The 25,060-nt window shown below is 70.4% G+C and carries 26 protein-coding genes and 1 riboswitch; of the genes, 17 read left to right on the top strand and 9 right to left on the bottom strand.

The window, feature by feature from the left end; translation table 11 throughout:
• Positions 1-113: 113 nt before the first annotated feature.
• The 7 genes from GV007_RS01380 (at position 114) to GV007_RS01350 (ending at position 6,735) form a co-directional block, all read left to right on the top strand.
• A complete protein-coding gene (locus GV007_RS01380) occupies positions 114-1,325 on the top strand; it encodes an MFS transporter (RefSeq protein WP_236558230.1) in 1,212 nt (403 codons plus the stop codon).
• A gap of 95 nt (positions 1,326-1,420) precedes the next feature.
• The gene (locus tag GV007_RS01375; protein ID WP_160070677.1) at positions 1,421-2,683 is read left to right on the top strand and encodes a glycosyltransferase; all 1,263 of its coding nucleotides are present in this window, start codon (positions 1,421-1,423) and stop codon (positions 2,681-2,683) included.
• A complete protein-coding gene (locus GV007_RS01370; protein ID WP_160070676.1) occupies positions 2,676-3,455 on the top strand; it encodes a PIG-L deacetylase family protein in 780 nt (259 codons plus the stop codon). The genes GV007_RS01375 and GV007_RS01370 overlap by 8 nt, the downstream gene beginning before the upstream one ends.
• Positions 3,456-3,540: 85 nt before the next feature.
• Positions 3,541-3,665, top strand: a riboswitch (FMN riboswitch).
• A gap of 106 nt (positions 3,666-3,771) precedes the next feature.
• Positions 3,772-4,878: a bifunctional diaminohydroxyphosphoribosylaminopyrimidine deaminase/5-amino-6-(5-phosphoribosylamino)uracil reductase RibD gene (ribD, locus tag GV007_RS01365; RefSeq protein WP_160070675.1), complete on the top strand. Its 1,107-nt coding sequence runs from the start codon at positions 3,772-3,774 to the stop codon at positions 4,876-4,878.
• Positions 4,875-5,570 (top strand): 3,4-dihydroxy-2-butanone-4-phosphate synthase, encoded by a 696-nt coding sequence (gene ribB / locus GV007_RS01360; RefSeq protein WP_160070674.1) that lies wholly within the window; start codon positions 4,875-4,877, stop codon positions 5,568-5,570. The genes ribD and ribB overlap by 4 nt, the downstream gene beginning before the upstream one ends.
• Positions 5,567-6,076: a 6,7-dimethyl-8-ribityllumazine synthase gene (gene ribH, locus GV007_RS01355; protein ID WP_160070673.1), complete on the top strand. Its 510-nt coding sequence runs from the start codon at positions 5,567-5,569 to the stop codon at positions 6,074-6,076. The genes ribB and ribH overlap by 4 nt, the downstream gene beginning before the upstream one ends.
• 2 nt (positions 6,077-6,078) lie before the next feature.
• Positions 6,079-6,735 carry a riboflavin synthase gene (locus GV007_RS01350; protein WP_160070672.1) on the top strand — a complete coding sequence of 219 codons (657 nt, stop codon included), beginning with the start codon at positions 6,079-6,081 and terminating at the stop codon, positions 6,733-6,735.
• Between the two features lie 13 nt (positions 6,736-6,748).
• Here GV007_RS01350 and GV007_RS01345 read toward each other — a convergent pair whose 3' ends face one another.
• The gene (locus GV007_RS01345; protein ID WP_160070671.1) at positions 6,749-7,165 is read right to left on the bottom strand and encodes an arsenate-mycothiol transferase ArsC; all 417 of its coding nucleotides are present in this window, start codon (positions 7,163-7,165) and stop codon (positions 6,749-6,751) included.
• Between the two features lie 108 nt (positions 7,166-7,273).
• Between GV007_RS01345 and GV007_RS01340 the strand changes: the two genes are divergently transcribed.
• Both GV007_RS01340 and GV007_RS01335 read left to right on the top strand, forming a co-directional pair.
• Positions 7,274-8,122: an aminotransferase class IV gene (locus tag GV007_RS01340; RefSeq protein WP_160070670.1), complete on the top strand. Its 849-nt coding sequence runs from the start codon at positions 7,274-7,276 to the stop codon at positions 8,120-8,122.
• Positions 8,062-10,344, top strand: a complete 2,283-nt coding sequence (locus GV007_RS01335; RefSeq protein ID WP_160070669.1) for a chorismate-binding protein — start codon at positions 8,062-8,064, stop codon at positions 10,342-10,344. Before GV007_RS01340 ends, GV007_RS01335 begins: the two co-directional genes overlap by 61 nt.
• Positions 10,345-10,368: 24 nt before the next feature.
• Here GV007_RS01335 and GV007_RS01330 read toward each other — a convergent pair whose 3' ends face one another.
• On the bottom strand, positions 10,369-11,436 hold the full coding sequence (locus GV007_RS01330) for an ABC transporter permease (protein WP_160070668.1): 1,068 nt from the start codon (positions 11,434-11,436) through the stop codon (positions 10,369-10,371).
• A complete protein-coding gene (locus tag GV007_RS01325; protein WP_160070667.1) occupies positions 11,433-12,356 on the bottom strand; it encodes an ABC transporter ATP-binding protein in 924 nt (307 codons plus the stop codon). Before GV007_RS01325 ends, GV007_RS01330 begins: the two co-directional genes overlap by 4 nt.
• 299 nt (positions 12,357-12,655) lie before the next feature.
• Here GV007_RS01325 and GV007_RS01320 point away from each other — a divergent pair, with 299 nt between their 5' ends.
• The 4 genes from GV007_RS01320 to GV007_RS01305 all read left to right on the top strand — a co-directional run bounded on the left by GV007_RS01320 (position 12,656) and on the right by GV007_RS01305 (position 15,624).
• Positions 12,656-13,546, top strand: a complete 891-nt coding sequence (locus GV007_RS01320) for a class II glutamine amidotransferase (protein WP_160070666.1) — start codon at positions 12,656-12,658, stop codon at positions 13,544-13,546.
• Between the two features lie 71 nt (positions 13,547-13,617).
• The gene (locus tag GV007_RS01315) at positions 13,618-14,076 is read left to right on the top strand and encodes an FAS1-like dehydratase domain-containing protein (RefSeq protein ID WP_160070665.1); all 459 of its coding nucleotides are present in this window, start codon (positions 13,618-13,620) and stop codon (positions 14,074-14,076) included.
• A gap of 4 nt (positions 14,077-14,080) precedes the next feature.
• Complete coding sequence (locus GV007_RS01310; RefSeq protein WP_160070664.1) at positions 14,081-14,572, top strand: MaoC/PaaZ C-terminal domain-containing protein; 492 nt, start codon at positions 14,081-14,083, stop codon at positions 14,570-14,572.
• Positions 14,569-15,624, top strand: a complete 1,056-nt coding sequence (locus tag GV007_RS01305) for a UDP-N-acetylmuramate dehydrogenase (RefSeq protein WP_160070663.1) — start codon at positions 14,569-14,571, stop codon at positions 15,622-15,624. The genes GV007_RS01310 and GV007_RS01305 overlap by 4 nt, the downstream gene beginning before the upstream one ends.
• Positions 15,625-15,727: 103 nt before the next feature.
• On the opposite strand, the gene GV007_RS01300 is transcribed toward GV007_RS01305, so the two are convergent.
• The 6 genes from GV007_RS01300 to GV007_RS01275 form a co-directional block, all read right to left on the bottom strand.
• Positions 15,728-16,015: a hypothetical protein gene (locus tag GV007_RS01300; protein WP_160070662.1), complete on the bottom strand. Its 288-nt coding sequence runs from the start codon at positions 16,013-16,015 to the stop codon at positions 15,728-15,730.
• A 365-nt stretch (positions 16,016-16,380) separates the two neighbouring features.
• Positions 16,381-16,827 (bottom strand): hypothetical protein, encoded by a 447-nt coding sequence (locus GV007_RS01295; RefSeq protein ID WP_160070661.1) that lies wholly within the window; start codon positions 16,825-16,827, stop codon positions 16,381-16,383.
• Positions 16,828-16,945: 118 nt separating this feature from the next.
• Complete coding sequence (locus GV007_RS01290; protein WP_160070660.1) at positions 16,946-17,629, bottom strand: response regulator transcription factor; 684 nt, start codon at positions 17,627-17,629, stop codon at positions 16,946-16,948.
• The gene (locus GV007_RS01285) at positions 17,626-18,864 is read right to left on the bottom strand and encodes a sensor histidine kinase (protein WP_160070659.1); all 1,239 of its coding nucleotides are present in this window, start codon (positions 18,862-18,864) and stop codon (positions 17,626-17,628) included. The genes GV007_RS01290 and GV007_RS01285 overlap by 4 nt, the downstream gene beginning before the upstream one ends.
• Positions 18,865-18,917: 53 nt before the next feature.
• On the bottom strand, positions 18,918-19,802 hold the full coding sequence (locus GV007_RS01280; protein WP_160070658.1) for an ABC transporter permease: 885 nt from the start codon (positions 19,800-19,802) through the stop codon (positions 18,918-18,920).
• Positions 19,799-20,749: an ABC transporter ATP-binding protein gene (locus GV007_RS01275; RefSeq protein WP_160070657.1), complete on the bottom strand. Its 951-nt coding sequence runs from the start codon at positions 20,747-20,749 to the stop codon at positions 19,799-19,801. Before GV007_RS01275 ends, GV007_RS01280 begins: the two co-directional genes overlap by 4 nt.
• A gap of 206 nt (positions 20,750-20,955) precedes the next feature.
• On the opposite strand from GV007_RS01275, the gene GV007_RS01270 reads away from it, so the two are divergent.
• The 4 genes from GV007_RS01270 to GV007_RS01255 all read left to right on the top strand — a co-directional run bounded on the left by GV007_RS01270 (position 20,956) and on the right by GV007_RS01255 (position 24,991).
• A complete protein-coding gene (locus tag GV007_RS01270) occupies positions 20,956-21,411 on the top strand; it encodes a helix-turn-helix domain-containing protein (RefSeq protein WP_160070656.1) in 456 nt (151 codons plus the stop codon).
• Positions 21,412-21,459: 48 nt separating this feature from the next.
• Positions 21,460-21,864 carry a VOC family protein gene (locus tag GV007_RS01265; protein WP_160070655.1) on the top strand — a complete coding sequence of 135 codons (405 nt, stop codon included), beginning with the start codon at positions 21,460-21,462 and terminating at the stop codon, positions 21,862-21,864.
• Between the two features lie 80 nt (positions 21,865-21,944).
• The gene (gene poxB, locus GV007_RS01260) at positions 21,945-23,678 is read left to right on the top strand and encodes a ubiquinone-dependent pyruvate dehydrogenase (RefSeq protein WP_160070654.1); all 1,734 of its coding nucleotides are present in this window, start codon (positions 21,945-21,947) and stop codon (positions 23,676-23,678) included.
• Positions 23,679-23,758: 80 nt separating this feature from the next.
• A complete protein-coding gene (locus tag GV007_RS01255) occupies positions 23,759-24,991 on the top strand; it encodes a hypothetical protein (protein ID WP_160070653.1) in 1,233 nt (410 codons plus the stop codon).
• Positions 24,992-25,060: the final 69 nt, after the last annotated feature.

Genomic DNA, 25,060 nt, shown 5'->3' with positions numbered 1-25,060 from the left:
CAGCACCGACCCGGGTGGGTTTCAGCGCGCCTTCTTCCGCGTGCTTTCCTGACGCAGGCCGCTTCGCTCATCTCTGGGGATGAGTGCGAAGCGAGATCTCATCGGAGTCTCCGTTGTCCCCTGAACGACCCTCATACGCTTCAGTGCTGCGAACGCCGCACCTCTCACGCTCATTCCTCGCCAGCATCATCGGGCGCCTCTCGCTGGCAACCTCCGGGCTCGCGCTGATCCTCCTCCTGGAACAGTCGACGGGCTCATTCGCAGTGGCCGGCATCGCAACGGCGACGCTCGGCGTCGCCAACGTCGTCGCCACACCATGGCGAGCGCGACTCATCGATCGACACGGACAGCGCCTCGTGGTGACGGCCCTCGGGCTCGTCCACGCCGCATCCCTTCTCGGCGTCGGGCTGTCGTCGAGTGCAGGCCTGCCGACACTGCTGCTCCTCAGCGCGCTCGCGGGGGTGAGCGCCCCGCCATTCGGCGCGGTCATGCGCGTGCTCTGGGCGGCAGCACTCCCGGCTGGCCCCCAGCGCACTCGCGGATTCAGTCTCGACGCCGTCGCGGAAGAGGTGACGTTCGCCGTCGGCCCGCTGGCGGCCGCCGTCCTCGCCGTCGTCGCGGATCCGCTCTCATCGCTGGTCGTCTCGGCAGGCTGCGTCGCTCTTGGGACGGCACTCTTCGTGACGAGCCCACGGTCACGAGCGCAGCGCGGCTCACGTCAGGTGGAGGTCCCAGACGCCCGACCGGCGCTGCGTCCGCTGCGCTCCAAGGGCTTCCTGCCCATCGTGCTGGCGATGACGGCCCCGGGAGTGATGCTCGGCTGCGTCGAAGTCGCAGCCCCCGCAGTGGCCGCCGCCGCATCCAGCACGGTGCTGGCAGGCGCACTGCTCGCTGTGTTCGCGGCCGCCAGCGCGATCGGCGGCCTGCTCTACGGCCGATGGGACCTCCGCGCGAGGCCGGAGCGTCAGCTGCTCGTGCTCACCCTGGCTCTTCTTGCGATCCTCACGGCGACCGGGCTCCTCGGGGGTGTCGGCGTTGCGATCCTCGGCTTCGCCCTCAGCGGCATCTTCCTGGCGCCGACCCTCATCGTCGGCTACCTCGCCGCGGACGCTCGCACCGACCCGCGAGCGCGAACCGAGGCGAGCAGCTGGATCAACACCGCCGTCAACCTCGGCGCAGCGCTCGGCGCGGCAGCATTCGGGGCGCTCACCGACAGTGTCGGCCCGGGCCCCGCCCTCGCGATCTCCGCAATCGGCACGCTGATCCTCATCTGCGGACCGCTGGCCCTGAACGACCGCCGATCGGGGCGGTGGGCTCACGGGTGACGGCGGCCCTACGGGAACGGCCGGACGCCAGCCCGGCGCGTAACCGAGGGCATCCCGAATGGAAAAGTGGGGCCGCGGGGCCTACGGTCGGAGGCATGCCTGACGTCCTCTCCGATGAGCGCCCCCTCCGTATCGCGTTTGTCGTGCTCCACACCTCCCCGCTCGACGAGCCGGGCACCAAGGATGCAGGCGGCATGAACGTCGTCGTGCTCGCTCAGGCCGAGGCGCTCGCCGCCCGCGGCCACCAGGTCGAGCTCGTCACGCGACGCAGCGATCCAGACTCCGCATCCACCGTGCAGCTGCGCGAGAACCTGCGCCTCCACAACCTCGACGCCGGGCCGGCCCGCCTCATCGCGAAGGGTGAGCACGAGCACGTCATCCGCGAATTCCAGGATGCGCTCGCCACGCTCCTCGGCGAACTCCCCGTCGATGTGCTGCACGCCCAGCACTGGTTCTCGGGCGTCGCCGCCCTGCCCGTCGCCCGCGAGCTCGGGATACCGATCGCGCAGAGCTTCCACTCCATCGCCGCGGACAGCTCCACGCCGCTCGCCGACGGGGAACGCGCCGAATCCCCTGGACGGCTCGCCGGCGAGGCGATGCTCGCGAAGTCCGTCGACGCGATCGTCGTCGTCAGCAGGGCCGAACGCGACACGGTCCTCTCGAGGCTCGGCGGCGACCCCGCGATCACGCACATCGTGCCGCCGGGCGTCGACGCCGACCTGTTCTTCCCCGCCTGGGATGCGCGGGCCGAACCGGCCGCCCACGAGCAGCGACCCAGGCGTGCCCTGTCTGCCGGGCGGCTGCATCCGCTCAAGGGATTCGACCTGGCCCTCGACGCGATCGCCGAGGTTGACGCCGACGTCCGCCCCGACTACGTGCTCGTGGGCGCCGCACCGCCGGATGCCGACGGCCGCGAGTACGAGGCTCGCCTGCATGACGCCGTCGAGCAGCACGGGCTCGCCGACCACGTGCAGTACATCGGCTCGCTCAGCAGGCACGCGCTCGCAGCCCAACTGCGCCTCGTGGATCTCGTGCTGATCCCCTCCCACTCCGAGACGTACGGTCTCGTCGCGCTCGAAGCTGCGGCATCCGGCGTGGCCGTCGTCGCCTCCGCGGCCGGCGGACTCCGCGAGGCCGTCGTCGACGGCGTCACCGGCATCCTGCTCGAAACGCGAGACCCCGCCGACTGGGCGGCCGCCATCGCGGGCATCCTCCGGCAGTCCGAGGTCGCCGAGCGCATGAGCCGCGCCGCCCGCGAGCACGCGCTCACCCACTCGTGGGACCTCAGCGCGGAAGGCCTCCTCTCGGTATTCCGCGACCTCGTCGCACAGGCCCGGCTGGGTTCCGCGCGTGCCTGAGACCGGCCGCAGTCTGCTCGATTCGGTGCGCCACGCTCTGGTCGTGCACGCGCATCCCGACGACGAGGTGCTTGCCGGCGGCGCCCTGCTCCGCGAGCTCCACGAACGCGGCGCACGCGTCACGCTCGTGACGTGCACGCGCGGCGAACTCGGCGAGATCGTCGACGGCGCGCTGCCAGACGCCACCTCCATCGGCGAGCTCGCGGCCGTGCGAGAGCGGGAGCTGCGCGGCTCGCTCGACGCCCTCGGCATCGACGAGCACCGCTGGCTCGGCACCGTCCCCGCACGCGCCGAGGGCCTCGAACCCCGCGACTACCGTGATTCGGGGATGCGCTGGCTGCGGCCGGGCCTCGCGGGCCCCGCCGACGAGACCGACCTGCGGTCGCTGAGCGTCGCACCGCTCGAGGAGGTCACCGCTGATCTGGCCGCCGCGATCGCCCATGACGGACCGGACCTCGTCATCAGCTACGACGCGACCGGCGGGTACGGGCACCCCGACCATGTTCGGGCGCGGGAAGCGAGCCTCGCCGCATCAGCGGCAGCCGGTGTTCGCTTCGCGGAGCTCGTCGAGCAGAGCGAGCGCGCCCTCGCCGCCGAGATCGGCGACCTCGAATGGTTCGACCTCGAGCAGCACCGGGCTGCGGTCGTCGCCGCCCTCCGCAGCCACCGTACCCAGCTCACGGTCGACGACGACGGAGCGTCGCTCGTGCACTCGGGTGGGCAGCGGCAGGACGTGCACCTCGCGATCGGGCTCCGCGAAGTGGTGGCGTAGCGCGGCCGTCCGCGCGGGCACCCACCTGGGCATGAGCTGTCCCACGACGTCACACGCCAAGCTTGCAGGCTTATGCTCGCCGTGCAACATGCTCCGGGGTCGGTGAAAGTCCGAACCGGCGGTGAGAGTCCGCGACCCGCTCGTCCGCGAGCGGTTGACCTGGTGGAATTCCGGGACCGACGGTTAAAGTCCGGATGGTAGGTGCATGGGAGGCGCTCGTTTCGGCGAGGGCCTCTGAGGCGTCGGCTGCCGGACTCTCCGGCTGCGCCGGCACCGGGATATGGCCCCGTGGTACGCGAAACGCGGAGGTCCGGCCATGCCGATCCAAGAACCCACACGCGTCGACACTGTCGACGCCGCCATGCAATTGGCGCTCTCCCTGGCGGCCCGAGGGTCAGCCAGAGATCCGAACCCACAGGTCGGGTGCGTCCTGCTCTCGCCGCCCTCCGGTGCCGGCGGCCCGCGCCGCATCCTGGGGAGCGGCCACCACCGCGGAGCGGGCACCCCGCACGCGGAGGCCGCCGCGCTCGACGCCGCGCGCGCAGCCGGGGCGGAGCTACGGGGCGCGACTGCCGTCGTGACCCTCGAGCCCTGCGCCCACAGCGGCAGGACGCCGTCGTGCGCCGACGCCCTCCTGCACGCAGGTGTCGCGGAGGTCGTGTACGCGGTGGCGGACCCGAACCCGATCGCATCCGGGGGAGCGGCGCGCCTTCGCACGCACGGGGTGAGCGTGTCCATGGGCACCCGTCAGGTCGAGGCCGAATCGCTCCTGCGCGTCTGGCTCACAGGCGTCACCGAGCGGCGGCCCTTCGTGACGCTCAAGCTCGCATCCACGCTCGACGGGAGGGTCGCCGCCGCCGACGGGTCGAGCCAGTGGATCACCTCCGAGGCCGCCAGGGCGCATGCGCACCAGCGTCGGGCCGACGCCTGCGCGGTCCTCGTCGGCACCGGAACGCAGCGTGCCGACGACCCCTCGTTGTCGGTGCGGGGAGTCGCGGCGACCGACGCATCACAGCCCCTGCGTGTCGTGATGGGGCTGCGCGAGGTCGACGAGGGCGCCGCCGTGCGCGCGGAGCCGGAGCTGTTCGTGCACCTCAGGACCCACGACCCGGTCGACGCCCTCGAGATCCTGCACGCAAGGGGCGTCCGCCACGTCATCGTCGAAGGCGGCCCCACCATCGCGGCGGCCTTCCTGCGCGCCGGACTCGTCGACGAGATCGACGCCTACGTCGCGCCCATCCTGCTGGGCGATGGGGCGAGCTCCGTCGCGTCGCTCGACATAGGGAGCCTCCGGGACGCGAACAGGTGGACGACCGACTCCGTGCATCCGCTGGGCGTCGACACGCTCATCCGGCTCGTCCGGGGCCCCGAATCACCCGCCGTTCGCGTCCCCGGCGCTGCACCCGTGGGAGTCGCAGCATGAACGCTGAACTGCTCCGGGCGCTCGAGGCGCTGCGGGCAGGACGCCCCGTGCTCGTCGCCGACGCCTCCTCACGAGAGAACGAGGTCGACGCGATCCTCGCGGCGAACACCGCCACCCCCGAGTGGATGGGCTGGATCATCCGCCATTCCTCCGGGCTCCTCTGCGCGCCCCTCCCGGCGATGCTCGCCGACCGGCTCAGCCTGCCCATCATGGTGGAACGCAGCGAGGACGCGCGCGGCACTGCCTACACGGTCACGGTCGACGCGGCCCAGGGAGTGACGACGGGGATCTCGGCAACCGACCGGGCCACGACCGTCCGCGCACTCGCCGCAGCCGATGCACGACCGAGCGATCTCATCCGCCCGGGCCACGTGCTGCCGCTGCGCGCCGTGGATGGCGGCGTGCTCGAGCGTCCGGGGCACACCGAGGCGGCCGTCGATCTTGTGCGCCTCGCTGGCACCGGCGAGGTGGGCGTCATCGCCGAGCTCGTGCGGGACGACGGCGAGATGCTGTCGTTCGGCGAGGCGCTCGAGCTCGCGGCAGCCACCGACCTGGTGCTGCTGCACGTCGACGACATCGTGCGCCACCGCAGGGAGCACCCGGGCTTCCCCGCAACGCCCACGCAGGAAGAAACACAGGACCACAGCCAGCAGCGCGCCGCCAAGGCGCACGTGAGAGGAGCACGACGATGAGTGGACATGGAGCACCGACAGTGCAGGCCGACGGGCGCGGCATGCGAGTCGTCGTCGTCGCGGCCGAGTGGCACGAGACGGCGATGGACGCGCTGCTCGACGGCGCCCACCGCGCACTCGCAGATGCGGGCGTCACCGACGTCCAGGTCGTGCGGGTTCCCGGCTCGTTCGAGCTGCCCGTCGCCGCGAGCCGCATCGCCGTGAGCAGGCCGGACGCGATCGTCGCGCTCGGCGTGGTCATCCGTGGCGGCACCCCGCACTTCGATTACGTGTGCACGGCCGCGACCAACGGCCTCACCGACGTGGCCGTGCGCACGGGCATCCCGGTCGGCTTCGGGGTCCTCACATGCGACGACGAAGCCCAGGTGCAGGCCCGCATCGGCCTGCCGGGCAGCTTCGAGGACAAGGGGGCGGATGCGGCACTCGCCGCCATCGCTACCGCGAGCGCGCTCCGGGCGTGGCCCGCGAGCCAGCCGGCAAGCGTGCCCGCGAGCGGACAGGCCTGACCGTGTTCACAGGCATCATCGAAGAGCTCGGGCGCATCTCGGGCATCGAACGGCATGACACGGACGCGCGCCTCACGGTGCGGGCCCCGCTCAACGTCAGCGACGCGAGGATCGGCGACTCCATCTCGGTCGACGGCGTCTGCCTCACCGTCGCCGAGCTGGTCGACGATGGCTTCACCGCGGACGTCATGGGGGAGACGCTGCGCGCCTCCGCGCTCGGCGACCGGGCCGAGGGGGACGCGGTGAACCTTGAACGCGCCATGCGCCTCGGAGATCGTCTCGGTGGACACATCGTGCAGGGGCACATCGACACGACCAGCCAGGTGCTGGAGGTGGAGCGCTTCGACGCGTGGCGGCGCATCCGCTTCGCCATCGACCCAGCACACGCGAGGCTGCTCGTCGACAAGGGGTCGGTCGCCGTGTCGGGTGTCTCGCTGACGGTCAGTGCCGTCAGTGCCGTCAATCCCAGCAACGGCGTCGACGCGGTCGGCTCAGGCGGGAGCGCCGGCGCAGATGGCTCGCCCTGGTTCGAGGTGTCGCTCATCCCCGAGACGCTCGCCGCGACGACCCTCGGCGACCTTGACGCCGGGGACCGGGTGAACGTCGAGACCGACATCCTCGCGCGCCACGTGGCGCGGCTCGCGAGCTTCGCGGGCTGAAGGACGAGACCGGTCAGGCGTCGCGGAGCCGTTTGTGCAGCTCCGCGACGCGGGCGCGGATGTCGTCTCGCACGAGGCGCATCCGCTCCATGCCGACGATGCCGCGCGTGGAAGGCTCGTCGGTGATCCACCGCTCGACCGGCACGCTCGTGTCCTCGGGCAGCTGCGCCTCGTCGCCGAGGATCACGACGAGGTCGGCACCGGCGAGCATCGCCGGTGTGAGCGGCTTCGGATGCTCGTCGCCGACGTCGATCCCGAGTTCGGCAAGCGACTCGACCGACTCGGCGTTGAGCGCCCCGCCGGGGGAGGTGCCTGCCGAGGAGACCTCGACCGTCTCGTCGGCGATCGCCCGCAGGAGGGCAGCCGCCAGCTGCGACTTGCCGCCGTTCTTCTTGCAGACGAAGACGACGCTCGTGGGGGTGGGACTCATGCTGATCCGTTCGTCGAGGGTGGCCATGCAGCTCATCGTCGACGATACGGATGAACGTCGTCCGAGGGCCACGGGCGCCCCGCTCACCCCTTGGGGCAGAATGGGGCGATGCAGGATCACGGTGCAGCGGCACGCGACGCAGGCAGCGCGGGCGACACGAGCGCGGCGGTGAGTGTCGTCGAGTCGTGGCGCGTCGAGTCGGGGCGCGTCATCGCCGCCGCCGCGCACCGGCAGCGCTTCGAACGCTCCGTCTCCGAGTTCTTCGGGCAAGCGGCAGCAGAGCGGCCGCCGCTCTGGGCTGGCAGCCCCGCCGTAACCACCCCGGTCGAGGCCGACTGGCCTCGAATCTGGGGCGACGTGTTCGAGAGCACACCCCTCACCGACGCGTGGTTCCCGCGCCTCTCCGCCCGCCTCGACGACGGGCGCCTGCTCGTCGAGCTCGCCCTGCGGCCAGCGCCGGACGCGCGGCCCCTCACGAAGCTCAGCACCCGCCTCGACGAGCGGCGCTGGCCGACGCTCAAGGGCCCTGACTTCCCCTCCCTCGCGGAGCTCAGGGCGAGCGTGCACGAGGAAGGTGCAGCCGACGCCCTGCTCGTCGACGAACGCGGCGCGATCACTGAGGCGGCCTACGGCACGGTCGTCGGCTGGCTCGGCGAGACCCTCGTGATCCCCGCCGCGAGCCGCCGCGTGGCAGGGACGACCCTGGGCGTGCTCGAGAAACTACTCGCCACAGCGGGCGTCACGCGCGTCGAGGGCGAGCTGCTCGCCGACCCGCTCGCCGCGTCCGCCGAGCGCGGCTGGGATGAGCTCTGGTACCTCAATACGCTCCACGGCATCAGCCCCGTCTCCATGCTCGACGGCACACGCCTCGGCCTCGACGTCGCCAGGGTGCGCAGGTGGCGGCCTCGCCTGCAGGAGACGAGCGCCGTGCCCCGGCCGGATGGGCGCTCGGCGTGATCGTCGTCGTCGACAACCGCGACTCATACACCTACAACCTCGTCCAGCTGCTCCTGGAGCTCAGCGATCACGACGTGCGGGTGGTCGACGCCGGTGACATGCAGGCGGTGGATGCGTGCCTCGGCTGGGTCTCCGACGGGCTCGTCGCCGGGGTCGTCATCTCGCCCGGCCCAGGGCATCCTGCCGAACCCGCCGACTTCGAGGGCTCAGCCATCGTGCTCGACGCCGCACTCGCCGAGGAGCGCCTGCCGGTCTTGGGTGTGTGCCTCGGACACGAGGGCATTGCCCTGCGGTACGGCGGCGAGGTCGTGCCGGCCCCCGAAGCGAAGCACGGCTGGCGCAGCCCCCTCTCTCACGACGGGTCAGGCCCGTTCGCCGGAGTGCCCCAGGACTCCCTCGTCACGAGGTACCACTCCCTGGTTGTCAGCGAGCCCCTGCCCTCCGGGCTGCGCGTCACGGCGCGCAGCGAGGACGGCGTCGTGCAGGGCCTCGAGGTCGAGGGGCGGCCGATCTGGGGCGTGCAGTTCCACCCGGAGTCGATCGCGAGCGAGCATGGCCGGCAGATGGTCGCGAACTTCGTCGACGCCGTGGATGCGGCGGGGCTCGGCGCACCCGCGCGTCGTACTCGGCACGCCCGCGTTCAGCGTGAGGCGAGCCGTCGCCCCGCGGCGCGCGATCTGTTCGTCGCGAGCCGCGTCGTGCGCGGTCCGCAACCGGAGGGTACGGCCGCAGCCGAGGCCGCCGCCGCGGTCATCTACCGCGAGGTGCTTCGGCGAGGCTCCGCCAGCGCCTGGGTGGATGTTCCCGACGACACCGGCCGGCAGGCGCGGTTCAGCATCCTCGCCGACGACGCCCCGATCGGTACCGGGACCTGTGCCCCGATCTGTGCCGGGAGCCGCGCCGCGTACGACGCTCGCGTCGACGGCTCAGATGAGGCAGCGCACGAGACCGAGCCCGGCTGCGAGACGTGCGAGCCCGCGCGGGTGCTGCGACTGGACGGCGACGGGAGCTTCGAGACCGTGCAGCGGGAGCTCGAGGGCATGCGCGCCGTCGGGGGCGAAGGACTCGCGTTTCGCGGCGGGCTGCTCGGCTACTTCGGGTACGAGCTCGGGGTGCGGATGCTCGGCGTTGGTCCCCGGGAGGCGCAGGAGACCGCATCTGCCCTCCCCGACGCGTGGTGGCTCGACCCGCGGCGCGCGGTGCTCGTCGACCGCGCAACTGGCGCAGTCACCGTCGTCGCGACCGCGTCGAGCGGCGCGCTCGCGGAGGCCGGCGCCGAGCGCTTCAGCAAGGAAATCAGCGGGGCGCTCGAGACATCGGGCGACGAGCGCCGGCACGCTCTCCCCGACGCGGGACGCGCCCCGGCGATGTCCCAGTGCCCCGACGTCCTCGCCGACGGTTCCTGGCACACGTCGAGAGAGCGGTACGCCGCCGACATCGAACGCTGCCGCGAGCATCTCCTCGCGGGGGACTCGTACGAACTGTGCCTGACCAATGAGTTCCGGCCGCACGCCGACCCCGACCCGCTCAGCCTGTTCCTGGAGGTGCGCGCCGCCGACCCGGCGCCCTACGCCGCGCTGCTCGAGTTCGACGGCGGCGCGGTCGTGAGCGCGTCTCCCGAGCGGCTCCTGCGCGGCACCCCGGACGGGGAGTACGAGACGAAGCCCATCAAGGGCACCGCGGCTCGCGCATCCGATCCTCTCGCCGACGCCGCCGCGGCCAGAGACCTGGCCAACGATCCGAAGGTCTTCGCCGAGAACCTCATGATCGTCGACCTACTGCGCAACGATCTGGGCCGCGTCTGCACTCCCGGCTCGGTGCACGTGCCGAGCCTCATGGCCGTCGAGTCGTATACGACCGTGCACCAGCTGGTCACGACCGTGCGCGGTTCGGCCCCAGGCGTGCCGCCGCTCGACGTCGTGCGGGCCCTGTTCCCGGGCGGGTCCATGACCGGGGCGCCGAAGCTGCGCAGCGTCGAGCTGCTGCGCGACATCGAAGATCGAGACCGCGGCGTCTACTCTGGTGCGCTCGGCGTGCTGGGCGCCGACGGCTCGACCGAGCTGAGCATCGTCATCCGCACCGCCGTCCGGGATGCGCGCGGCTGGTCGATCGGCGCGGGAGGCGCGATCGTGCTCGCGAGCGACCCGGAATCCGAGACCCTCGAGGTCGAGCTCAAGGCGAGCGCCCTGCGTCGCGCGTTCACGCGCGCCGTCTCGCGCTGACGCGCACGGGCGGATCGGGCGCGATCAGGCGACGCGGGTGCCCGGCGGCAGTCGCTTCGCGGGCGTCCGTGTGCGCGCCCAGGCGCCGAAGAGCAGGCCGCCGGCGAGCACCAGCTGGAGCGCCAGACCGACGAACCAGGTGGGGACGGTCGAATCGAGCACCTCCTGCGACGTCGGGCCGGGCTCGAAGTTCATGCCAGTCGGGTCAGCGCAGCCGTCGTACCGCTGTTCGCCCATCTCCGGGGGAATCTGCGACTGACGCAGCAGCAGCTTCGCACCGGAGAAGAAATCGTCTGGCTGATCGCTCGCGCCGAAGGAGGCGGGCGTCGCGTCCGTCAGCACCGCGAACGGATTCGCGGCCAGCACGCCCCAGACGAGGTCGTAGCGCGGAACCTCGTAGGTGTACGTCTCCCAGTCGCCGCACGTGAAGCTGTTCTCGTCGAAGGGTTGCTCCTCGCCGAACTCCGCATAGACGGGGTACCGGGAGGTGTTCGTCACCTCGGCTGTCACCGCAGCACCGCCCAGGCCGAACGCGATGCCCGTGCCCACCGTGAGCGCGGCGATCGTCAGATAGCTCGCCGCCACGGAGAACAGCGGCCTGGCCAGGATGCCGCTGAAGCCGACGCCGATAGCGGCCACGACGCCCACCTCGACGAGCAGCACCAGCAGGGAGACGACCACCTGCACGGGAGCGACGGCCCCCACGATCCCGGCGAAGATCAGGAACGGCGCCGCGACCACCAGGAACGCGAGCCCGGTCACCCAGGCGGCCAGGAACTTCGCCGCCACGATCTCGGCCGTCGTCGCGAGCGTCACCTGGATGGGCGCGAGCGTCGCCGCGTCCCGATCGCCGTTGATGGCGTTGCCGCTGAGCGTCGGCGAGACCAGCAGAGCGAGCAGCAGCACGAAGTAGACGACGATCGAGTACATCCACGACCCCGACTCCTGCAGGTCGCCGAAGACCACCACCGAGAGCGCGGTCATGCCGAGGAGCAGCACGGCGAAGATGCCCAGCAGCACGTACCAGGCTACGTTGCGGAGGCGCTGGCGCAGTTCGAGGGTGACAAGCGTCGTGACGCGGGCGGGGCTCATGACTGGTCTCCGAGGTCGAGGTAGGTGTGCTCGATGTCGCCCAATGCCGGGGCGAATTCTGCGACGTCCATGCCGGCGGTGAGGATCGCGCGCAGGCCAGCCGCCGCCGCGGAGTCAGAGGGGAACGGGATGAGAAAACCGGTCCGTTCGGCACGGATGCTCGGGGCCTCGGCCCCGAACACCGACGCCAGCTGGTCAGGCCCGACCCCCTCCGTCAGCACTCGCACCCGCCACTGTCGCTCCCGCGCCGACGCCTGCGCGAGCCGGTCGGCCCGCACCGTCACGCCCGCCTCGATGAAGACGGCATCGTCGACGATCTCGTCGAGTTCGGACAGCACATGGCTCGAGATGAGGATCGTGGAACCGGCCGCAGCAAGCTCCCGCAGGTGTTCACGCAGGCCGACCCTGGCTCGCGCATCAAGGCCGGAAGCCGGCTCGTCGAGGAGCAGCACGCTCGGGGCGTGCACCAGCGAGCGCGCAAGCCCGAGGAGCTGCTTCTGCCCGCGGGACAGCACGCGAGCCTGCACCTTCGCGAGGTCGCTGAGGCCGACCCGGGTGAGGAGCTCGGTGGCGCGGGCGTCCGCCGCGGCGCGCGGCAGGTCGTAGAGGCGGGCCGTCGTCACGAGCGTGTCGTGCACAGACAGCGACGGCCAGGCGCCGAGCGCGTCCGGCATCCAGCCCAGCTGCGCCCGTACCTCGGCGGTCGCTGTCGACGGGTCGAGGCCGTTGATGCGGATCGTCCCCGCATCCGGTCGCAGCAGCGAGGCCAGCATCAGCAGCAGCGTCGTCTTGCCGGAGCCATTCGGGCCGACGAGCCCCGTGACCGCCCCAGCGCGGGCCGTGAAGCTCACATCGCGGACCGCGTGCGCTGCGCCGAAGGAGCGCCTGACGTTCTCGACGAGGATTCCGCGTTCTGACATGCGCCCCAACGTAGCGAGCGGATGCGACGCCACGCTGAGAGGCGGCGCGCGTCGGTCTGACCAGCATCGGTGCAGGATCAGCCTGCTTCGGCCTCGCGAGCCCGATCTGGCCCCAGATCGCACTCATTTCGGACAGACGCCGCCGGCAGACCCGCGTCGGGCAGCGCAACCGTCCGTCACACAGCGTCGCGAAGGTGGACCGCACGAGAGGGCTGTCACAGGATAGTCAGATGCTCGTGAGCCGCTCGGCTCCGAACAACACCCGACAGCAAGCTCGACAACCTGGAAGGAGTTCGCACATGTGCCGTCTGCTCGCTTACGCAGCCCCACGTGACACCACCGTCACGAAGGTGATCGGAGACATGAACAGCGACGCCTTCCAGCGCATGACCAGCGTGCACAACGACGGCTGGGGCACCGCCTGGCTCGCCGCCGGCTTCGGCGAGACGCAGCGCGAGATCGAATCGCTGCGCATCTCCACGCCCGGCCAGAACGACCCGCTGCTGTCGACGCTCCTCTCGGACGCCCCCTCCAACGCCCGCATCGTGCACCTGCGCCTCGCGACCGACGACTTCAAGCGGACCAAGGTGAACACGCACCCGTTCGTCGCCGAGGGCCTCGCCTTCGCGCACAACGGCTCGATCGTCCCCACCTGGCGCTTCGACGACCTGCTCCGCCCCGAGATCCGCGCCACGGTGGCCGGCGACACCGACAGCGAGCTGTACTTCGGCCTCGTCCGGCAGAACGTGCGCGACGGCCTCTCCCTCGAGGAGGCGGCCACCGCCGCCGTCCGCGTGCTGCGCGACGAGTTCCCCGAGTCGAGCCTCAACGCGACCATCCTCTCCGCCGACGAGCTCGTGGTCGTCCACGCCTCGAGCACGGCACACGTCACGGAAGCGACGTTCGCGCGGTACGGCATCGACGCATCTACCCTCCCCAACGGGCACACCGACGAGTACTACCGGTTGAGCATGCTCCGCGCCGCCGACGGAACCACCGTCTTCTCGTCGACCGGCATCGACACGGCCGGCTGGACGTCGGTGCCCGAGGACACGATCTCCCGCATCGACCTCGCGTCGCTCGATTTCACGCAGCGCGCGCTCTTCTCGAGCGCCGCGGAAGCGCGCGGAGCCGCTGGCCGTGCAAAGGGCGTCGCCGTTCCAACACCCCCGCGTCTCGTCGCCGTCTAGACCCGCGACGCATCGCCCGGCGCCGACCGCCTCTCTGGGGCGTGGGTCTCCCCGCGCGTAGACTGGCTGGCGTGTCTGTGAACCCTGAACTTGCCGGTCGCCGGTACGAGCTCCCCGAGCCGTACCTCGTGGGCCGAGAGCACATCCGCTCGTTCGCGAAGGCCGTGCTGGCCTCGCACCCGACGCACTTCGACGTCGACGCAGCCCGCGCTGCCGGGTACGCCGACCTCGTCGCACCCGCCACGTTCCCTGCCGTGCTGCAGGACGCGGGGCTGCAGCTCCTGCTCTCCGACCCCGAAGCGCAGATCGAGCTGTCGCACATCGTGCACGGCGACGAGCGCTTCACCTACGAGCGCCCGATCGTCGCGGGTGACGAGCTGCGCGCCGCTCTCGAGGTGAAGAGCGTCAAGTCGCTCGGCGGAAACTCCATGATCACCGCTCAGACGGTGCTGACGGATGCGGCGGGCGAGCAGGTCGTCACCGCATCGGCAACCCTCGTCGTCCGCGCAACGCCCACCGAGAGCGAGTGACCGCATGACTGACACGATCTCCGTCGCGCAGCTTCCGCGCCCCGACTTCACGAGCCTCGAAGCCGGAACCGTCATCGCTGAGCGCACCGTCACCCTCACCCGCGACACTCTCGTGCGCTACGCCGGCGCATCTGGCGACTTCAACCCCATCCACTACCGCGACGACGTCGCCGAAGCGGTCGGCCTGCCCGGCGTTCTCGCGCACGGGATGCTCACGATGGGTGTCGCAGTGCAGCCCGTCGTCGACGCCCTCGGCGACCCTGGCCGCGTCGTCGACTACCAGGTGCGCTTCACGAGGCCCGTCGTCGTCGACCCGCAAGCCGGCGCGGAGGTGTCGATCGTCGCGAAGATCGGTCAGCTCGCCGGCGAGGATGGCGTGGGTCGCATCGACCTCGTCGTGTCCTTCGGCGGGCAGACGGTGCTCGCGAAGTCGCAGGTGCGCGCCGACTTCCGCGGCGAGGTTCCCGCCGTGCTGCCCGCGGAGGCCACCGCGTGACGAGGCTCTCCGAGCTCACGACCACGCAGGTCGGTGGAGAGGCGACGCAGCTCGTCGCCCCGGCGACGCGCCCTGAGCTGATCGCCGCGGCCGAGGAGCTGTTCGCGAACCACGAGCAGCCGCTGATCCTCGGCGGTGGTTCCAACACCATCGCCACCGATGACCGCATCGACGAGCCCGTGCTGCACGTCGTGACGAAGGGCATCCACCAGCTCGACGGACCCGTCGACAAGGTGGGCCAGGCTCGCGTGCGCATCGATGCCGGTGAGTCGTGGAGCGCCCTCGTCGACTACGCCGTCGCTCGCAACTGGAGTGGCATCGAGGCGCTCGCCGGCATTCCCGGCTCCGTCGGCGCGACCCCAGTGCAGAACATCGGGGCGTACGGGCAGGAGCTCTCCGATGTGCTCGCCCGCATCGAGTTCTACGACGCCGACGCCGATACGGTGCGCTGGATCAACGCCGCCGACCTCGGTCTCGGCTACCGCACCTCCGCGATCAAGCGCGGCGAGCTGCGAGGCGTCGTGACTCGCGTTGAACTCGACCTCGTGGAGATGCCGGAAGGCCAGAGCGAACCCGTCCGGTATGACCAGCTCGCGCGCGCCCTCGGCGTGCCGCTCGGCGAGCGGATGCCCGTGCACGTCGTGCGCGACGCCGTCATCCGCCTGCGCGCCTCGAAGGGCATGGTGCTGGATGCGCACGACCGCGACTCGGTCTCGTCCGGTTCCTTCTTCATGAACCCGATCGTGCGCTCGTCGTTCGCGAGCGAGCTGCCGGAGATGCCGAAGTTCGACGCGGGCAAGGACGAAGACGGCTCCCCGCTCGTGAAGCTCAGCGCTGCGTGGCTTATCGACCACGCAGGTGTGAAGAAGGGCTTCTCGCTGCCGGGATCGAACGCCGCCATCTCATCGAAGCACACGCTCGCGATCACGAACCGCGGGGGAGCGACTGCCGAGCAGATCGTGGAGCTCGCCCGCTTCGTTCGCGCGCGCGTCGAAGCGGAATACGGCGTGCGGCTCGTCAACGAGCCTGTCCTCGTCGACCTGACGATCTAGGGACAGCCAGGCGAGACCAGCCGGGTGGGCCGGAAGCCCCGAAGCGCTGCACGCGCTTCGGGGCTTCCCGTTCGGTGCACCCAGCGTCCGCTCGGGACGCGTGTCAGTGGTGCATGCACTGCGCGCACCAGGCGCGGAGTGCGTCTTGCTCGCGGCGGGCGCGCTCCGAACTGTTACGGCGCCGACGATGCTGCTCGGCGTGGTCCAGTTCGGGTTCTTGACGCCGCGCGCTGCGCATGAGCAGCCACAGTGCGACGCGCAACTCGATGCGGTGGAGCAGCGAAGCCTGCACCGCGGAGGTGGGCGTGGGCGTGGACGCGGACGTGGGCGTGATCGTGACGTGCACGGTGCTCGGGTTGGAGGTGTGGACGGTGGTCAGGACGTGATTCATGAGAGTGGTCTCTCCGACAGAAGGCATGCAAGAAGAAGGCGCTCAATCGAGCGGGGCCGCGTTAACGCAGCGCGAGAGACGTGACTGCCGTGCAGTCGACGAAGGCAGCGGCTGCTGTGCCGCGGCGTATCCGTCGGGTGTGGGGGCAGACTTCACCCACGACACGGAGCTTAGGAGATGTGGGCGCCCAGGGAACGAGTCGCCGACTGCTGAATGCTGAATGTGAACGTACGCATTATCGGGACTCCTCTCTGTCTAGGCGCGTGCTGAGACCCTATCGACTCTGCGAATACCCGTCAACCTCTTGGCAGGGCAGGGCGGGGCGGTGCAGGGTGGTGGATGCACGGAGCACCCGGATGCTCGGGTCAGTCGAGGACGACGGAGGCGCGGGGCTCCTCGCCGTCGAAGCTGACCGTGACCGTCAACGGCCTGCCCGAGGCGTCGTCGGGGAGGTCGATCTCGCTCGTGTGCGGGGCGTAGTCCGCCGTGCACGCCTGGTCGGGGTATGCGGTGGTCTCGAGGTACTGCAGGTCGAGGGTCTGCGCGTCCACCGCGTTGACTTCGGTGAGGATCGCCGGGCATCCTGAGCTGCCCCACGTCGTGACGGAGATCGAGGAGCCCTCGTCGAGCCACATGACAAGCGGCCCCTCTATGTCACCGGCTCCGACATCTTCGCCGAATCCTGTCGGCAGGCCGCCGTAGTTGTCGCTCGCGACGCTCGTCGGCGTGGACGCGGGGGCGCATCCGCTCAACCCGAGCGCGGCGAGTGCGATCGTCGGGAGTGCAAGCAGGGCGACGCGGGCAGACTTCATGCGGCAAGCCTACGACTTCGGGCGGAGAGCATTCAGGCCTGACCCTGCAGCAGGGAGGCGCGCTTTCGCGCGCGTGCGCCTTGATTCCATGCGGGACCCTTCTGTGACCGCCGACGGCCTAGCTCCGGCGGAGCAGGCCGAGGTCGAGGCCCGTCGTCACGGCGCGCACCCTGGAGTTGACCTCCAGCTTCGCGAAGACCTTGCCGAGGTGCGTCTTCACGGTCGCCTCACCGATACGGAGTCGCACCGCGATCTCAGGGTTGGACAGGCCGTCGGCGACGAGCTGCAGCACCTGCAGCTCGCGTTCGCTGAGCGCGGGGGCTGAACCGAGCGAACCTGCAGGCGGATGCGCGGTGCCCGGCCCGGCGGTTGCCGCTGCTCCGGCAGCTCGGGTCTGAGCCACGAGCTTCGCGGTCACCGACGGTGCGAGGGCCAGCTCTCCCGCGGCCACACGGCGAACGGCCTCCACGAGCTCTGCCCCGCTGGCTGTCTTGAGCAGGTAGCCGCTTGCGCCGGCCTCGATGGCACCGATGATCGCGTCGTCGCTGTCGTAGGTCGTGACGACGAGGATGCGCGTCTCGGGGAGCGCCGCCAGGATCTGCCTCGTCGCGCTCACACCGTCGGTGCCCGGCATGCGCAGGTCCATGACGACGACGGCGGGCGTCGTCGCGGTCGCGCGAGCAACCGCGTCGGCCCCGTTGGCGGCTTCAGCGACGACCTCGATGTCTGGCTCGTCCTCGAAGATGCCCACGAGTCCGGCGCGCACGATGGGGTGGTCGTCGGCGACCAGGATGCGGATCATCGCTCGGCGCTCGCTCTCGCCGGAATCGTCACGGTCACGATCGTGCCACGCCCTGGCGCGCTGGAGATGTCAACGCCGCCCCCGATCGCGTTGGCGCGCTCGCGGAGGCTGTCCAACCCGAATCCGGTGGGCTCCGCCTCTGGCTCGAATCCTTGGCCGTCGTCGGCGACGTTCAGCACCACGTTCGCGGCCCCGAGCTCCACTGAGAGCTGCACGTTCGTGGCATGTGCGTGCCTCCTCGCATTCGACAGGGCCTCCTGCGCGCATCGCAGCAGGACCACTTCGCTCTCCCGCTCCAGCACCCCGGCTTCCAACTCGATTCGGGCCTCGGCGAGCACGCCCGTCTCGCGCCGGAACCGATCGACGAGGCGTCTCAAGGCATCTGCGAAGGTCGCTTCCGCGGGGTCGGTCGACCGCACCGGCGCGTTCTCGGCGATGAGGCCCCGCGCCTCGGCGAGGGCGTCGCGGGCGAGCGACGCGATGAGGTCGGCCCGTTCCTCCTGAGCCGAGAGCGCCTCCCGCAGGTGAGCCCCCGCGGAGGTCTCGTCGTCGCGCATCCGCCCGATCTCCTTCGCGCTGCGGTCAGCCAGCATTGCGAGGCCGGCCAACGTCTGAGCCAGCGTGTCGTGCAGGTCCCTGGAGATGCGCTCCCGCTCGACGGAGGCGCCGCTCAGCCGCGAGAGCTCCTGCACGTGCTCCTGGGAGGCAGTGAGCCGCTCGAGCAGCTCGCGTCGCTCGTCAGCCACACGCCAGGCGTAGCTGATCGACAGCCCGATGCCGCAGGTCGCCGCGACGCTGAAGAGCTGGCCGGGAAGGATGTCCGGGATCTCCTCGACCCCGTTGTACAGCGCGGAGACCGCGCCGATGCCGAACGCGATGCCGATCGAGACGAGGATGCTCCGCCTCGCGCTCACACACACCAGCCAGACGAGCGGATAGATGAGTGTCTGCACGAAGCCTGTCCAGGGTACGAGCACCATCGAGACCGTCACGAGCAGCGTGACCAGCAGGATCAGCACCGCGCCGCGGCGCGGGTCGGTGAGCGACCTGACGCCAAAGGCGAGCCACACGACGGGGATGAGCAGGAGCGCCCCCGTCGCCACGAGCGCCTCGGAGCGTTCGGACTCGGTGGCCGCGAAGGCCGCCACCGAGCCCGCGACGAAGGTGTTCGCGAGCGCCGTGCCCACGATCAGCAGGTGCCACCAGCGCCCATCCCGAAACCAGAAGTCGACCATGCGCTCATCCTCCCGCACCCCACCGACAGCGCTGCACGATCGGGTCAGGAGCGTCAACTGCGCCCTCGACTCCAGCGGAAGGTGAGCAGGCTCGCGACGAGCCCGATGACGGTCCAGACGCCGAGCGTGATCGCCGCGGCCCCCAGCCCCCACGTGCCTCCGACCTCGGCGGCCGCGAAGGCATCTGGCAGGAACACGCTGCGCATCCCGCGCACGAGACCGGCGAGGGGGAAGAGGTTCGACACCTGCTGCATCCACTCGGGCAGGACCGAGAACTGCACGTAGATGCCCGAGAGGAACTGCGGCACGAGCACAAGCGGCAGCACGATGGCGGAGGCGGACCGTGCTGAGCGAGGGAGCGCTGAGATCGCGATTCCGAGGGAGGCGAAGCAGAGGATGCCGAGGGCAGCGAGCCAGGCGAAGCGAGCCCACAGCTCGCCATCTTCCGGCAGCGAGATGTCGAAGGCGAGGACCGCGAGCCCCATCAGCATCGCCAGCTGCAGCGTGCACGTGATGAGGACCAGCCCGATCTTCCCGATGAAGAACGACACCGGGCTGAGCGGTGTCGCGCCGAGTCGGGCGAGGCCGCCCTCGTGCTTCTCGGTGGCGATGTCGATGCCGAGGAACTGCATGCCGGAGAGGAGGATCGCCATCGCGAGCATTCCGGTCAGGTAGTACTGCGACATCGTCACGTCGGCGAAGCGTGGGTCGTCGACGACCGTCTCGCCGCTGAAGATCGAGGCGAAGAGCGCGAACATGACGAGCGGGAACAGGAAGACGAAGAACACCTGGTCGGTCTGCCGGAAGTAGCCGCGCAGCTCGAAGGCGATGCGCCGAAGACCGTTGCCGATCGTCGACCTGGGCTTCGACGGTGTGCGTGAGGGCGACTGGATGCTCGGCGGCGACTTCGCGTCGCCCGAGACTGCGGTCTGGGTCATCGTGTTCCTCCTGCAGGTGCTGCAGCGCGGGCTGCATCGTCGGTCGTCGCGAGTCCCGCGGCGGGTGAGGTGGTCGCGGGCGTTCCGGGGGAGGCAGCTGGCTGCTCGCCGATGATCTCCAGGTAGACGTCTTCCAGGGACGGGCGGGTCACGGTGAGCCCGGCGGGTTCCGGGCCGAGGCGCTCGACGAGCGCGCCGACGAGCTGTGCGGGCGCGTCCGTCGTCTCCTCGCGCCACCTGCCGTCCTGCTCCTGCCAGCGAACCCGCGGCGTGCGCGATTTCGGCCCGCCGATCGTCGCGATGTCGCCGATCTCGACGAGCTTCCCGGCGGCGATGATCCCGGCACGGTCGCTGAGCTGCTCCGCCTCGTCGAGATAGTGCGTCGTGAGCACCATGGTCATGCCCTCGCCTTTGAGCTGCTGGATGAGGCCCCAGAACTCGCGGCGCGCGTTGGGATCGAACCCGGTTGTCGGCTCGTCGAGGAACAGCACCTCCGGGTTGCCGATGATGCCGAGCGCGACATCCACTCGCCGTTTCTGGCCACCGGAGAGGCGACCGACTCGCTGCGACGCGAATGGGGCGATGCCGCACCGCTCGATGGTGTCGTCCACGGCGCGAGGGTTTCGGTAGAGGCTTGCGAAGTGGCGCAGCACCTCCCGGGCCGAGTAGCGCTCGATGTCGGCGCTCGACTGGCTGACGACGCCGATTCGGCCTCGCCACTCGGCGTTGCCGCGGGCCGGGTCCTGCTCGAGGACGCGCGCGGTACCCGAGGTCGCCGTGCGGAAGCCCTCGAGGATCTCGATCGTGGTGCTCTTGCCAGCGCCGTTGGGGCCGAGGAAGGCGAAGGTCTCGCCGTGTCGGACCTCGAAGGAGAGACGGTCGACGACATCGCGGTCGCCGTAGCGTTTGACGAGGTCGGCGACCTCGATGGCTGCTTGTGTGCTCATGGTGCAATCAAACGCGCTGCTGGGCGTGCGCGACAGGGTCCGACCGGCGGATGCGCATCCACCGATCGGGGGAGGCGCGGCCGCGCGCCGCCGCTGACCAACTTGCATGCACTGTCCGCTGCACCGGGCCGCAGTGGGGCCTGTTCGCGAGTTCTTGCACTCAAGCTGCTCGGGCCTGGGCGGACACGCTCGCACATACTGGTGCCATGGCCTCAACCGATCTCGATGAGCTGCGCCGTCTTCGTCGTGCGCGCGACTTCATCGACCGGGAGTTCGCGAGCCCGCTCGACGTGCCGGCCATGGCGAAGGCGGCCCACATGTCGACGGCTCACTTCAGTCGACGCTTCCGAGAGGCGTACGGCGAGACTCCGTATGCCCATCTCATGACACGGCGCATCGAGCGCGCGAAGGCGCTGCTGCGCAGCGGCGAGGTGAGCGTGACGGACGCGTGCACGGCGGTCGGGGCCACGAGTCTCGGCTCGTTCAGCAGCCGCTTCGCGGAGATCGTCGGAGAGTCGCCGAGCGCCTACCGGGCGCGCGATCACAGCGGCAGCGTCGTCATCCCGAGCTGCACCTCGCAGATCTGGGGGCGGCCGCGCCGAGTGCGCGACCGACCAGGAACGTCGGAACGCGGGGCCGGCGACGGGCAGGCGCGTCTCTGAGCAGTTTCGAAGAAGTGAATGTCGGTGGCCGGTCCTAGCATCGGACACATGACGCTCTCACTCAGCCATGTGCACGTGTTCACCGACGACCCTGATGCGGCGCTCGTGTTCTACCGAGACGCCCTCGGCTTGGAGGTGCGCAGCGAGGTTCCGAATGAGGGGTTCCGCTGGGTCACGCTCTCCGCCCCAGGGCAGCCGGAGCTCGAGATCGTGCTCTCGCACCCGAAGGCGGGGCGTTCGGAGGAAGACGGCGACACGCTCGCAGCGCTGCTGGCGAAGGGGGAGCTGCCCGGCCTTCTCTTCCGAACGAGCGACCTCGACTCGCTGTTCGAGAGGGTCCTGGCGACGGGCGGAGTCGAGGTGCTGCAGGAGCCCACCGACCAGTTCTGGGGCGTCAGAGATGCCGCATTCCGTGACCCCTCCGGCAACATGGTGCGTGTCAGTCAGGCGTAGCCGACGACATATCACCCACATCGGTTCGTCACCAGTCCAGCGCTCGGCTGGCTCCCCGTTTCAAGGCAGAGGATCACGCCATGACTACAGTCGCTGACACGATCGTCGATATCCTCCACGATGCCGGAGTCGAGCGCGTCTACGGGCTACCCGGAGACTCGCTCAACGGATTCACTGACGCCATCCGACGAAACGACACGGTCGCCTGGTCTCACGTGCGACACGAGGAGGCCGCCGCCTTCGCCGCCTCCGCAGACGCTGCGCTCACGGGCGAGCTCGCTGTGTGCGCCGGCAGCTGCGGCCCGGGCAACCTGCACCTCATCAACGGGCTGTACGACGCCAACCGAAGCCGCGTTCCCGTGCTTGCGATCGCCGCCCACATCCCGTCCGCGGAGATCGGCAGCGGCTACTTCCAGGAGACGCACCCGCAGGAGCTCTTCCGTGAGAGCAGCGTGTACTGCGAGATGGTGGGGGTGCCCGAGCAGCTGCCTCGGATCCTGGAGATCGCCATGCGCGCCGCGGTCGAGAAGCGAGGCGTGGCCGTCGTCGTGATTCCCGGGGAGATCTTCCTGCAGGAGAGCGCAGGACGCCGCAAGTCGGCACCCATCCTCCCCGCAAAGCCGGTCGTGCGACCGGCCGACGCCGAGCTGTCGCGGGCCGCCGACATCCTCAACTCGGCGAAGAAGGTCACCATTCTCGGTGGCGCTGGCACACAGGGCGCACACGCGCAGCTGCTGGCCGCCGCAGAGGCCCTGCAGGCACCCATCGTGCACGCGCTCCGCGGGAAGGAGTTCATCGAGTACGACAACCCCTACGACGTCGGCATGACGGGGCTGCTCGGCTTCTCCTCCGGCTACCGTGCCATCGAAGACTGCGATGCACTCCTCATGCTCGGCACCGACTTCCCGTACCAGCAGTTCTACCCGTCGAAGGCGAAGATCATCCAGGTCGACATCCGCGGCGAGCAGCTCGGCAAGCGAACGCCCCTCGATCTCGGACTCGTCGGCGACGTCGGCGACACCCTCGAAGCCCTCATCCCGCTCCTCGAGGCAAACAAGAGCGGCAAGCACCTCGAAGCCTCCGTGAAGCACTACCGGAAGGCTCGGAAAGAGCTCGACGCGCTCGCCGACAACGACCGGGGTCGAGCCCCCATCCACCCGCAGTACGTTGCGCGGCTCGTGAGCGAGCTCGCGAGCCACGACGCCGTCTTCATCCCGGATGTCGGTTCCCCGGTGGTCTGGGCGGCCCGCTACCTCGAGATGAACGGCCAGAGGAGGCTCATCGGCTCGTTCAGCCACGGCTCCATGGCCAACGCCCTCTCGCAGGCGGTCGGCGCCCAGACAGCCTTCCCGGGGCGCCAGGTGGTGGCGCTCGCGGGAGACGGCGGACTTGCGATGCTTCTGGGGGAGCTGCTCACGCTCAAGCAGAGCAAGCTGCCCGTGAAGATCATCGTCTTCAACAACTCGTCGCTGAACTTCGTCGAGGTCGAGATGAAGGCCGCCGGATTCGTGAACTACGGCACCGACCTCGACAACCCCGACTTCTCCGAGGTAGCCAAGGCGGTCGGCATCCACGGGCAGCGCGTCGAGAACCCGAACGACCTCGAGGCCGCCCTCCGCGAAGCCTTCGCCCACGACGGGCCGGCGCTCATCGACGTCGTGACCGCACGGCAGGAGCTGTCCATCCCGCCGACCATCACTGCCGAGCAGGTCAAGGGCTTCACCCTCTACGCGCTGCGAACAGTGCTCTCCGGGCGCGGAGACGAACTCGTCGACCTCGCCGATACGAACCTGCTGCGACGCATCTTCGACTGACCGCCGCGCCGACACAGGTACCGCCCGCACCAAGGCTGCTCTCAAGACAGCTGACTGGCGCGGGCGGTACTCTCGCAGGCATGACGCAACCGCCCCTCACGCCACCGCCGGGTCAGAACGGCGGGTTCGACCCCCGCCGGCAGCAGCCGGGTGCCGCTCCTCAGGGTGGTCAGGGCGCGTGGGGCGGACCGCCAGCCCAGGGCTCTGGTCAGCAGGGGCCCGGTCAGCAGGGCTCCGATCAGCAGCGGCCGCGGCAGCAGCCCGGTCAGCAAGGTCCCGGTCGGCAGGGCTCTGGTCAGCAGCTCCCATGGGGCGCGCCGCCGAACGGGCAGCCGCCGGTTCCCGGGCAGTCCCCGCACCCCGGCGCCGGACCTGGCCAGGCTCCTGGCGGCTTCGGCGCGCCGGGCCAGTTTCCCGCTCCCGGGCGACCTCCCGCGCACGGCCAGCCACAGCATCCCGGGCAGTTCCCGGGCCAGCCGCAGACCGGCATCCCTGGGCAGGCGCCGTTCGTTCAGGCGCCACCGTCGCATCTGCCGGCTGGCGCCCCGCCGCCTCGCTACGCCCCGCAGCAGCAGGCGACACCCCAACCACGGCGTCGGGAGCTCGGCGAGGACCCTGAGGTGCAGAAGCAGCGCAGGCGCCCTGTCGGCTTGCTCCTCGGCGTCGGCATCAGCGGCGTCGCGATCGTCGCCCTGGTCGTGGGCCTCTTCATGGCGTTCAGTTCGCCGAACGACCCCACCATCCCCGTCGGCGGCGCCGACCCGAACGCGGCGACGTCGACCCCCGTGCCAACGAGCACGCTCATGCCTGCCGCGCCTCAGGATGCTGTTCCCGGGTTCATCCCGATCACGACCGACGTCGTGTTCCCGAACGGCATCACCGTCGTGAACCCGCCCCTCGGCGGATGGGAGCAGGACATCTCCGAACGGCAGCCGAACCTCTACATCCTGAGCGACCCAGCATCCGGTGCCTACTTCTCGATCGCGCAGGAGAACCTGCACAAGAGCGAATATCGGGACGAGGACATGACGAGGTCGGAGTTGAACTCGGCGTCGCTGCAGTTCACCGCCAAGCCGGAGGCGGTCGGCGACCCCGTTCCGCTTGTCCTGAAGGGTGCAGGCGGCTACGAACTTGAGCTCCTCGCGCAGCGCTTGCGCTGGTCGGACGGCTCCGAGGGCATGATGGCGTCCCGCTACATGCCTTCGACCGGTACCAAGATCACGATCCTGGCGAACGCGTGGAGTGGGGAGCTGGACGATCCGACCTCCCGCATCTCGCAGAAGGTCGCGGAGATCTCCTTTACGACGCCGTAGCCACGCCCACTCGCGAGCCTGCTCAGGCCCGCCTGCTCGCGCCCGCTCGCCCGCTCGCTCGCGCCCACC

It is taken from the genome of Pseudoclavibacter sp. 8L (assembly GCF_902506465.1).
GTDB lineage: Bacteria > Actinomycetota > Actinomycetes > Actinomycetales > Microbacteriaceae > Pseudoclavibacter.
Note: the sequence above shows the minus strand (reverse complement) of the source record. Positions and strands in the feature narration are given on the sequence as shown.

Bases quoted from the DNA above. Each gene is read 5' to 3' on its own strand.
- GV007_RS01375 (WP_160070677.1), top strand. From the start codon at position 1,421: ATGCCTGACGTCCTCTCCGATGAGCGCCCCCTCCGTATCGCGTTTGTC.
- ribD (WP_160070675.1), top strand. From the start codon at position 3,772: ATGCCGATCCAAGAACCCACACGCGTCGACACTGTCGACGCCGCCATG.
- ribB (WP_160070674.1), top strand. From the start codon at position 4,875: ATGAACGCTGAACTGCTCCGGGCGCTCGAGGCGCTGCGGGCAGGACGC.
- ribH (WP_160070673.1), top strand. From the start codon at position 5,567: ATGAGTGGACATGGAGCACCGACAGTGCAGGCCGACGGGCGCGGCATG.
- GV007_RS01345 (WP_160070671.1), bottom strand. From the start codon at position 7,165: ATGAGTCCCACCCCCACGAGCGTCGTCTTCGTCTGCAAGAAGAACGGC.
- GV007_RS01340 (WP_160070670.1), top strand. From the start codon at position 7,274: ATGCAGGATCACGGTGCAGCGGCACGCGACGCAGGCAGCGCGGGCGAC.
- GV007_RS01330 (WP_160070668.1), bottom strand. From the start codon at position 11,436: ATGAGCCCCGCCCGCGTCACGACGCTTGTCACCCTCGAACTGCGCCAG.
- GV007_RS01325 (WP_160070667.1), bottom strand. From the start codon at position 12,356: ATGTCAGAACGCGGAATCCTCGTCGAGAACGTCAGGCGCTCCTTCGGC.
- GV007_RS01320 (WP_160070666.1), top strand. From the start codon at position 12,656: ATGTGCCGTCTGCTCGCTTACGCAGCCCCACGTGACACCACCGTCACG.
- GV007_RS01310 (WP_160070664.1), top strand. From the start codon at position 14,081: ATGACTGACACGATCTCCGTCGCGCAGCTTCCGCGCCCCGACTTCACG.
- GV007_RS01300 (WP_160070662.1), bottom strand. From the start codon at position 16,015: ATGAATCACGTCCTGACCACCGTCCACACCTCCAACCCGAGCACCGTG.
- GV007_RS01295 (WP_160070661.1), bottom strand. From the start codon at position 16,827: ATGAAGTCTGCCCGCGTCGCCCTGCTTGCACTCCCGACGATCGCACTC.
- GV007_RS01290 (WP_160070660.1), bottom strand. From the start codon at position 17,629: ATGATCCGCATCCTGGTCGCCGACGACCACCCCATCGTGCGCGCCGGA.
- GV007_RS01285 (WP_160070659.1), bottom strand. From the start codon at position 18,864: ATGGTCGACTTCTGGTTTCGGGATGGGCGCTGGTGGCACCTGCTGATC.
- GV007_RS01280 (WP_160070658.1), bottom strand. From the start codon at position 19,802: ATGACCCAGACCGCAGTCTCGGGCGACGCGAAGTCGCCGCCGAGCATC.
- GV007_RS01275 (WP_160070657.1), bottom strand. From the start codon at position 20,749: ATGAGCACACAAGCAGCCATCGAGGTCGCCGACCTCGTCAAACGCTAC.
- GV007_RS01270 (WP_160070656.1), top strand. From the start codon at position 20,956: ATGGCCTCAACCGATCTCGATGAGCTGCGCCGTCTTCGTCGTGCGCGC.
- GV007_RS01265 (WP_160070655.1), top strand. From the start codon at position 21,460: ATGACGCTCTCACTCAGCCATGTGCACGTGTTCACCGACGACCCTGAT.
- poxB (WP_160070654.1), top strand. From the start codon at position 21,945: ATGACTACAGTCGCTGACACGATCGTCGATATCCTCCACGATGCCGGA.
- GV007_RS01255 (WP_160070653.1), top strand. From the start codon at position 23,759: ATGACGCAACCGCCCCTCACGCCACCGCCGGGTCAGAACGGCGGGTTC.